8 protein-coding genes and 2 pseudogenes are annotated in these 8,682 nt (G+C 40.0%); 5 read left to right on the plus strand and 5 right to left on the minus strand.

Annotated elements, in window-relative coordinates:
- Positions 1-7: 7 nt before the first annotated feature.
- On the plus strand, positions 8-727 hold the full coding sequence (locus F972_RS11495; RefSeq protein ID WP_004757205.1) for a glycerophosphodiester phosphodiesterase: 720 nt from the start codon (positions 8-10) through the stop codon (positions 725-727).
- 64 nt (positions 728-791) lie between these two features.
- Here the strand turns inward: F972_RS11495 and F972_RS11500 are convergent, their stop codons facing one another.
- Positions 792-1,319, minus strand: a complete 528-nt coding sequence (locus tag F972_RS11500) for an META domain-containing protein (protein ID WP_004757203.1) — start codon at positions 1,317-1,319, stop codon at positions 792-794.
- A 212-nt stretch (positions 1,320-1,531) separates the two neighbouring features.
- Here F972_RS11500 and F972_RS11505 point away from each other — a divergent pair, with 212 nt between their 5' ends.
- The 3 genes from F972_RS11505 to F972_RS11515 all read left to right on the plus strand — a co-directional run bounded on the left by F972_RS11505 (position 1,532) and on the right by F972_RS11515 (position 4,758).
- Positions 1,532-2,701 carry an acyl-CoA desaturase gene (locus tag F972_RS11505; protein WP_004683110.1) on the plus strand — a complete coding sequence of 390 codons (1,170 nt, stop codon included), beginning with the start codon at positions 1,532-1,534 and terminating at the stop codon, positions 2,699-2,701.
- Positions 2,702-2,837: 136 nt separating this feature from the next.
- Entirely contained in the window at positions 2,838-4,280 is a 1,443-nt protein-coding gene (locus F972_RS11510; protein ID WP_004757200.1) for a protein adenylyltransferase SelO, read from the plus strand.
- Positions 4,281-4,575: 295 nt separating this feature from the next.
- Entirely contained in the window at positions 4,576-4,758 is a 183-nt protein-coding gene (locus F972_RS11515; RefSeq protein WP_010589480.1) for a hypothetical protein, read from the plus strand.
- Positions 4,759-4,761: 3 nt separating this feature from the next.
- Here the strand turns inward: F972_RS11515 and F972_RS11520 are convergent, their stop codons facing one another.
- Positions 4,762-4,977 carry a hypothetical protein gene (locus F972_RS11520; protein WP_004683113.1) on the minus strand — a complete coding sequence of 72 codons (216 nt, stop codon included), beginning with the start codon at positions 4,975-4,977 and terminating at the stop codon, positions 4,762-4,764.
- A gap of 115 nt (positions 4,978-5,092) precedes the next feature.
- Between F972_RS11520 and F972_RS15500 the strand changes: the two are divergent.
- Positions 5,093-5,914, plus strand: a pseudogene (locus tag F972_RS15500) (IS5 family transposase).
- 74 nt (positions 5,915-5,988) lie between these two features.
- Here the strand turns inward: F972_RS15500 and F972_RS11530 are convergent.
- From F972_RS11530 to F972_RS11540, 3 genes and pseudogenes are all read right to left on the minus strand, one after another.
- A complete protein-coding gene (locus F972_RS11530; RefSeq protein WP_004683115.1) occupies positions 5,989-6,675 on the minus strand; it encodes a response regulator in 687 nt (228 codons plus the stop codon).
- Positions 6,676-6,721: 46 nt separating this feature from the next.
- Positions 6,722-8,392: a sensor histidine kinase efflux regulator BaeS gene (baeS, locus tag F972_RS11535; RefSeq protein ID WP_212749516.1), complete on the minus strand. Its 1,671-nt coding sequence runs from the start codon at positions 8,390-8,392 to the stop codon at positions 6,722-6,724.
- Positions 8,393-8,490: 98 nt separating this feature from the next.
- A pseudogene (locus tag F972_RS11540) lies at positions 8,491-8,682 on the minus strand (IS701 family transposase); the annotation flags it as partial.

The raw sequence follows: 8,682 nt of genomic DNA on the forward strand, positions 1-8,682 counted from the left end.
AATCAAAATGCGAATTATTGGTCATCGTGGGGCACGTGGAGAAGCGCCTGAAAATACGCTGGGTGGTTTTCGTTATTTGCATGATCTAGGGGTACGAGCTGTCGAGTTTGACGTGCGGCAACTACAGGATGGTCAGTTAATTGTCATCCATGATGATAATTTTCAGCGTACCACAGGCCGTTCACAGCATGTGGAAAGTTGTGATTTGGCTACTGCACAGCAGTTTGACCATCGCCATCAATGGCAGGCTTGGGAAAATGAAGAATACACCCCACATTTAACCGATGTGATGGCATGTTTAACCGAGTTTGAACACATTGAAGTTGAAATCAAGGCCGTTGCAGATGAAGCAGCGGCTGAACGCCTGATCTTAAGCCTGCATAATGAACTCAAGGGCTTTGAAAAGAACGCAACCATTACCAGCTTTGATGTGAAGATTTTAACCGCCTTACAGCAACATCACAGCCATTTTAAACGTGGCTTGCTGGTTGAAATTCCACTTGGTGAATATGCGATTGAACTGGCCCAGCAATATGGATGCTGCCAGATTGGCTGGAAAGACCAACTGGCAACCGATGAAATCATTAAACTTACTCACCAAGCAAAACTTGATATTAGTGTCTGGACTGTAAATGATGTGGAACGGGCGAAGCATTTACAGCAGTTAGGATTACAAGGCTTAATCACCGATGTACCAAGCACCATGCTCAGATCTTTGTGCTTGTAAAAATCGCTGTATAAACAATTAAAATATGGGATTGGGGCGAATACATCACCCCTTGTTCTACGATTCATCTTTTAGTTTGTGCCTGAATCAGACGCTGCCCTTTAGCATCAAGCAGATATAAATTTGCACCATCAAACTGGAAACGCTCAACCCGCTGAATGAGATCCATCAAATCTGCTTCCTGCGCCAAAGCCTTAGGGCAACTATCGTGTCCAGCCATAACATCAAAATCAAGTTTCTGCTGGGCAAAGTCATATGTATAACGACCATAAATAGCGTTACAGCCTGTATGACCAGAGACAGTCTTTGTCACCGAGTTAAGCAGGAAACTCGGATACTGGTTAAAAAACAATGCACGCCTATTCTGAACGGTCATAATTTGCCATTCAATGTCCTGCACACCATCGCTACTTTTACGAACCTGCATTGCAGGAGGCTGAACCACACGTTTCGGTTGCAAGGTGGTTTTCTGCACTGTTTTGGGTTGACTCTGGCAGGCAGCCACCATCACAACAGCCGACAGAATCAAAGTTTTATGAAAAAAAGATTTCATGGAAAAAATCGGATTTTTCATGGTAATTTGCTCACACATTGATTTGTTTCACCTTTTAATCAATATACCAGTTAGGCAAGCGGAATTCTATTACGGTTCTTTCAGTACAACTGTAGAATAATGCTAGTGTTCATTTATCTGGGCGTGCTAATATCAATAATAAAATAGCAATATATCGTTGTGATTGGTTTTGCTATCTCGTTTAGTTTTATTATCTTGTACAAACAAGGTTACTAGGAGCGCTGACGGATATGACTTCCGCCCCACTCAAAAAAGCACCCATTAACTGGACTGCTAGCATTACCTTAATTGGAACACCAATTCTTGCGATTATTCTAATCCCTTTATACGCTTATTATTATGATTTTAGTGTAAGTGCCTGGGTCAGTTTATTTTTTCTTTTGGCATTAAGCAGCCTGGGAATTACAGCAGGTTATCACCGTCTTTGGGCACACCGTGCCTATGAGGCCGCTTTACCACTTAAAATCCTGTTGATGATTGGCGGTACTTTCGCTGTCCAGAACAGTATCCTGTTTTGGGCTTCAGGCCACCGCACCCATCACCGTCATGTTGATGATGTCGATCAGGATCCGTATTCAATCAAACGTGGTTTCTGGTATGCACATCTGGGCTGGATGATTCGCGACCACTCACCCTCTGAACCTGATTACAAAAATGCACCTGACTTAATCAATGACAAGCTGGTGATGTTCCAGCATAAATACTATGTGCCAATGGTCATTGCAGTTCATGTGGGCTTATTGGGTGGTGTTGGCTGGGCAGTCGGCGATGTTTGGGGTGTCGTTCTACTGGGTGGTTTACTACGTCTGATCATTAGCCATCATGTCACCTTCTTCATTAACTCTTTATGTCATATGTGGGGTAAACGCCCTTATACTGACGAAAATACCGCACGTGATAATTTTATCCTAGCGATTCTCACTTGGGGTGAGGGATATCATAACTACCATCACATTTTCCAGTACGACTACCGTAATGGGGTAAAATGGTGGCAATACGACCCTACAAAATGGTTAATTTGGACGAGTGCAAAGTTAGGCTTAGCAAAAAATTTACGTCGTATTCCAAGCTTTAATATCCAGAAAGCTGAACTTGCGATGAAGTTTAAATATGCTGAACAAGATCTCGCGATTTATGGTCATGATGTCAATACTGACATCTTGCAAATGAAACAACGTATTGCTCAAGAATATGAAGCTTTTACATTAACTCTAAACGATTGGGCGAAGTTAAAAGAGCAAGAGCTACAAGCAAAAAAAGCAGCAATGGCCGAAAAAATCCATCAAATGGATCATAAGCTTAAGGTTGATTTCCAGTTGCTTGAACATCGTCTTGCTCACCATCGTGAATGTTTGGAAACATTGATGCGTAACATCAAAAAAGCGCCTGTTTCAGAATAAAAAATACTCAATAAAATGGTCTCTTTAGAGGCCATTTTTTATGCCTATTTAAATATTCAGTTCATGACCACAATTCACTATTTTAGACCTATCTTTGCTATAGTCATCATTCAGCTTCTTGCCATGATATTGACCTATGCATTTCAATCCTCGCTATTCATCTCTCAATTCAAAGCTCTATCATCAGCAACAACCAAGTCCTTTACGTGGCGCAAAAGCTGGTCACTTTAATGAAGCGTTAGCCGATGAATTGCAATGGAATGAAGAGGATAAAGCCAATTGGGTTGAGATTTGTAGCGGGCAAAAAACCTTTGCCGAATTTTCCCCTTTGGCCATGGTCTATGCAGGACATCAATTTGGACAATGGGCTGGACAGTTGGGTGATGGGCGTGGTTTATTGATTGGACAAATTCTCAATCAGCAGGGACAAACTATTGATCTTCATCTTAAGGGTGCGGGTTCAACCCCCTACTCTCGTATGGGGGATGGTCGTGCGGTATTGCGTTCGGTGATTCGTGAATATCTGGCTGGACATGCACTGAATGCTCTTGGCGTAGCATCTAGCCATGCCGTTGGTTTTACTACATCGACACAAGGTGTACAACGTGAAACTCTTGAACTTGGTGCAATGTTATTACGCACGTCTGAATGTCATATTCGTCTAGGGCATTTTGAGTGGATCAACCAATATGCCCCTGAACTTTTAACTGAATTTACGCAAAAATGTATTGAATGGCATTATCCTGAATGTTTAGAAGCAGAGAATCCTATTTTGGCGTTCACTGAGGCGGTGGTTGAAAGAACTGCCATTATGATTGCCAAATGGCAATTGGTGGGCTTCGCGCATGGAGTCATGAATACCGATAATTTAAATATTACAGGCTCCACCTTAGATTTTGGTCCGTATGGCTTTATGGAGCGTTTCCGCCCGAACTGGATTAATAACCACTCCGATTATCAGGGTCGCTATACTTACCAAAATCAGCCAAGTATTGGACACTGGAATTTGTGGACATGGTTAAATAATCTAATTCCTTTAGCTACGCCTGAGCATAAAGAACAATTCAAACAGGATTTGGCGACTTGCCTAGAAAAGTTTGAACCAACCTTTTTAGAACATTATGGTCAGGGTTTATGCCAAAAAATGGGACTCCCGCATTTCCATAAAGACAGTTTAGATTGTAGTTTTGCATTCTTGCGAATTTTGCAAACGGAACAACTCGACTATACGCAAAGTTTTATTCGCCTACAGAACAAAGAATATAAAACCCTCCGTGATGATTGCTTAGATCTACGTCAGTTTGATGCTTTTCTCCATCAATATCAGGAGATTCGCAAAACTCAAGATAGAGACGAGTTAGATCGAGTTATGCAAAGCGCTAATCCTCATTATATTTTACGCAACCACATGGCACAAAAAGCGATTGAACTAGCCGAACGTGGTGATTTTAGTGAGGTTGAACGTTTGTTTAAGCTACTGAATCAGCCTTATTTAAAACAACCCGACTTAGAAACTGAACAAGATACTGCACCTTTACCAAGTGATGTGCCTGAAATAATGGTGAGTTGTTCATCTTAATTCCGAATAATTTTGATGTACTTAGTGACGCTATCGTGGCTCAGGTGAGTTGTTCGTCTTAAAGAATATCCCGAGAAGAACGTTAAGGGTAAAAATAATGTCACAACAACAAAGCTACAGTGAATATTTTTATTTCACTGTGGCTTTGTTGCATAAATATTTTGCAAGATACTGATTTTTAAGGGGTTTTCTAAAATTTTAATAAAAATAAATATAATAAAATCATAGTGTTAGCTATTTCTGCAACAAAGCCGATCGAGATTCATTAAAACTGAATGAGCATATTGCTGATGTAGTGGAACAGTTACGACCTTATAAAAATACCTTACAGCAGCTCTTTTTTAATCCTCAATATTCACTCGGTATCAGTGCAACAGGACATATTGAAAATCCACATCACCGACCTGTCAGCGCAGCCAATATTAGACAATTGTTTATGCTAGCTTTGAGTTTAGATGTGGATTATTATTTTGCTTAGTCTCTACCATTGATACTGGGCAAACAATTGAGCGCCCATCCTCTTGGCCTGGTTGGTATTTAGATCATCTGCAATATATTTCAAGCCAAAATTTTGATGCTGTACTGATAAGCCTAAAGCATGGGTCTGAGGTTCAAAATGGATTCCCCATTCTACACCTGTATCCCAATAAGCGTTCAATTGCCAAAGACTATTATATTGATTGCTGATTGAACTCATACCTAAACGCCAATTCTGATCTGACTGATAATTTAGATCAGTATAAATTTTAAAAGGCAGCTTCTGCGTATATTAGACCTCTTGCGAAAGTAAAAACTGCCTCAATATAGATTTCATGAAATATCAGAAATTAAACCGTTTTTCAGATTCTGAATTCAAGCGCTTGGTTGGCGTACCTCGACCAGTTTTTAGTGAAATGGTCGAAGTTTTAAAAGAAGCAGAATCACTTAAAAAGAAATTAGGGCGTCCTCATACTTTAGCTATAGAGGATCAATTATTATTAACACTCAATTACTTACGGAATTACAGCACTCAATTGGAATTGGCTGCAAATTACCATATCGCTGAAAGTAATGTGAATCGAACCATTAAAAAGGTTGAAGATGCATTAATGAAATCAAGGCGTTTTACCCTGCCAAAACGAAGCATTACAACAGCAGACGAACAATTTAACTGGGTCATTATTGATGCTACAGAATGTTCAATAGAACGCCCCAAAAAAAAATCAGAGTAAGTTCTACAGTGGTAAAAAGAAGAAACATACGCTAAAAGCCCAAGTGATCTATCATCCGAAGAGCAAACAAATCATAGGAGTAGATATATCTTCTGGCAGTCAGCATGATATTAAATTGGCAAGAAAAACAGTTAAGAAATTCAAACATTGTGAATATGTTATGACCGATTTAGGGTATTACGGATTAGAGCAAGATGGATTTAAATTGTTGATTCCAATCAAAAAAAGAAAAATTTCCCATTATTTAAAGTTGAGAAAAATTACAATAAAATGATTGGAAAAATACGAGTTGTGATCGAACACATTAATAGTCAATTGAAAAGATTTAGAATACTCAGTGAACGCTATCGAAATAGACGGAAAAGATTCGGTTTGCGCATTAACTTAATTGCCGCACTGGTAAACCGGATGAACTTGCAATAACGACTTTCGCAAGAGGTCTAATGACAATCGATTATTGAATAGAAAGCCCTTTATTAATAAAGGGCTTATATTTTTTACTCATCAGGATATTCAAAGCGGTAACCCACTCCATACACCGCCTGAATCCATTCATGGCGATTGCCTGTATCGGCGGCTTCGGTGATTTTACGGCGCAGGTTTTTAATATGGCTGTCTATCACCCGATCAGCCACATCAAAGCTGTCAGGGTTAATATGATCTAACAATTGCGCACGTGAATACACCTGCCCAACATGCTCCAAAAATAATTCCAATAAACGGAATTCTGTCGGTGTTAAAGTGAGTGTTTTTTGCTGATACCAGATGCGTTGCTGCGCCTTATCAATACGGAATAAATCATCTTGTTCAGGTTCAGCCTTACGCTCCAAACGGCGTAACACCGCCTGAACACGTGCCACCAGCTCTTTCGGACTAAAGGGTTTACAGATATAGTCATCTGCGCCCATATTTAAGCCCAACACGCGGTCAATTTCTTCAGTCCGTGCTGTTACCATGATAATCGGCAAATCAGACTGTTCACGTACTTTACGGCAAATGGTTAAACCATCCATACGAGGAACCATCAAGTCTAAAATCATGAGACTGGGTTTACGTTGTTGAAACTGGGTATAAGCATCCTGACCATCATGAAACATACTGACCTCAAAACCAGCCGCCTCCAAATAATCCCGAACCAGCTCTGCCAGTTCAACCTCATCCTCAACCAACATAATGTGTTTCATGGTCTTCATCCTATCCATTATCCTCAAGCAAAGAGGAGCTAAAAAGTTATTTGATCTGTTTTGGGAAAGTCAGCACACAACGCAATCCACCTAAAGGTGAATGATTAAAAGCAAGTGAACCACCTAACGCCTGCGCAAGTTTACAAGACAAAGCCAAACCTAAACCTGTTCCGCCAGTGCTACGGGTACGGGAGTCATCCACACGATAAAAACGCTCGCCTAAACGCGCCAACTGCTCATCACTTAGCCCAAATGGGCTATCATCCACATACAGTACCCATTCATGCTCATTTTGTTGAGTGTGAATCTGTATTTTTCCACCCTGTTCCGTGTAACGCACACAGTTCCCTAACAAATTGACGATAATCTGTTTAAAGCGATCACGGTCTAAAGATAACAACGCACCCTCACCTGACAGTGAAACTTCCAACTGATTCTGCTCAAAAGTCGATTTAAAATTGTCAACCTCCTGCAACACCACATCCCAAGGGTTGACTTCAGCAAAATAGCATTTCAACTGCTGTGCATCTGCCTGTGCCAAATCCGCCAAATCTTGTGTTAGCTTCTTTAAACTACTCACTTGACGCATCATTGCATCAAGGTGCTCGGGGGTTGCTTTACGAATTCCATCCTGCATCGCTTCAATCTGCGCTTGTAACACAGCCAAAGGTGTTTTTAATTCATGAGAAGTATCTGCGACCCATTGACGGCGTGATTCCTCATGTTGATGCAAAATATCAGCTAAATGATTCAGTTGATTAGATAAATCTCCCAATTCATCATTTCGCTTAATCATAACCTGATGTTGGTAATTTCCACGCGTTAATTCCAACGTCGCATTGAGCAAACGTTGAATTGGCTTTTTAAAATAAGTTGCCATCAATAATGCAGCCACCAAACTGGAAAGCACCGTTAAGGCATAAACTAAAAGCAAATAACGCTTTTGATTACTAAAGAAATTGATACTTGATGCATCATCCTGGTCCAATACGGGTTTTAAGCCGAGATAACCCACAACTTTTTGATCGACCAAAATTGGACGATAGGCTATTTGATCAGTTGCAGGTTCGCCCACAATAAATTGGTGTTTTTCATCATATAAAGACAGCCTTGAACTTAAACCTAAACGATCTGGAATTGATACAAAACGCTTTTTAACGTGTTCAGATGATGAACTAGATTTGCTCTCTTGCCTGTCATCTTTCGCATCTTTCTTTAATCGAAATTGGCTCGGACTCAAAGGAAAACGTAAGCCTTCAAATGGTTGATATTCTGAGGGTAAATTTTGTTTAAGAATCTTTAATTCTTCATCATTAAAAATCTGACGATTTTTTATTTCGGTGTTGTTTTGAGCTAAAGTGGGGGAAAGCGATAATAATGTATGGTCATTAAAATAACGTTGCTGTAAGGCAATATCATACTGACGGCGCAACCACCACTGAGACAAGCGATCATAATCATCAGGTGCTGCGTTCCCTTCAATTTGTAAAATCTGCGCCTGAATGGCATTCCCCCAGTCATGATAAACCGTATAAACATTACCTAGATTCGCAATCAAACGATCTAATTTTTGCATTTCCACATCAGCAACATAACGTGCGAAGTTCTTTTGCATGGTCCAATGCAATACCCCTAAACTGATTGTTGCAATCACTAAGGTAGTGAGTAATACCGTTAAAAATAAACGTATGGCTAAAGGCATGCGACGAACATTCAAAAGCGAAATCTCAATAGTGTTCTATTTATGGATTGTAACCAACATGGTTCAAAAAAACTCTCCATTCTTTCTTCATCTTTATTAGGACTTACGCACTGTTATTTATAGACTCTCTGTGGTAGCAGATGATTTTTATCGAGAATAAAGTCATCAATGAAGTTTTTGATCATTGGTCTAAATAATTTCTTCTGCCAATGATATACATTTTCAAAGATCCCCTCAAACTGGTTCTTTTGTATCTCAACGTAGGCCATCAAGGCTGAAAAAATATGATTCAAAATCAGTTTAGA

The sequence above is a fragment of the Acinetobacter sp. CIP 102529 genome (assembly GCF_000368325.1).
Classification (GTDB): Bacteria; Pseudomonadota; Gammaproteobacteria; order Pseudomonadales; family Moraxellaceae; genus Acinetobacter; species Acinetobacter parvus.

Excerpts from the sequence above, each read along its gene's own strand:
- F972_RS11495 (WP_004757205.1), top strand. The coding sequence starts at position 8 with ATGCGAATTATTGGTCATCGTGGGGCACGTGGAGAAGCGCCTGAAAAT.
- F972_RS11500 (WP_004757203.1), bottom strand. The coding sequence starts at position 1,319 with ATGTGTGAGCAAATTACCATGAAAAATCCGATTTTTTCCATGAAATCT.
- F972_RS11505 (WP_004683110.1), top strand. The coding sequence starts at position 1,532 with ATGACTTCCGCCCCACTCAAAAAAGCACCCATTAACTGGACTGCTAGC.
- F972_RS11510 (WP_004757200.1), top strand. The coding sequence starts at position 2,838 with ATGCATTTCAATCCTCGCTATTCATCTCTCAATTCAAAGCTCTATCAT.
- F972_RS11520 (WP_004683113.1), bottom strand. The coding sequence starts at position 4,977 with ATGAGTTCAATCAGCAATCAATATAATAGTCTTTGGCAATTGAACGCT.
- F972_RS11530 (WP_004683115.1), bottom strand. The coding sequence starts at position 6,675 with ATGAAACACATTATGTTGGTTGAGGATGAGGTTGAACTGGCAGAGCTG.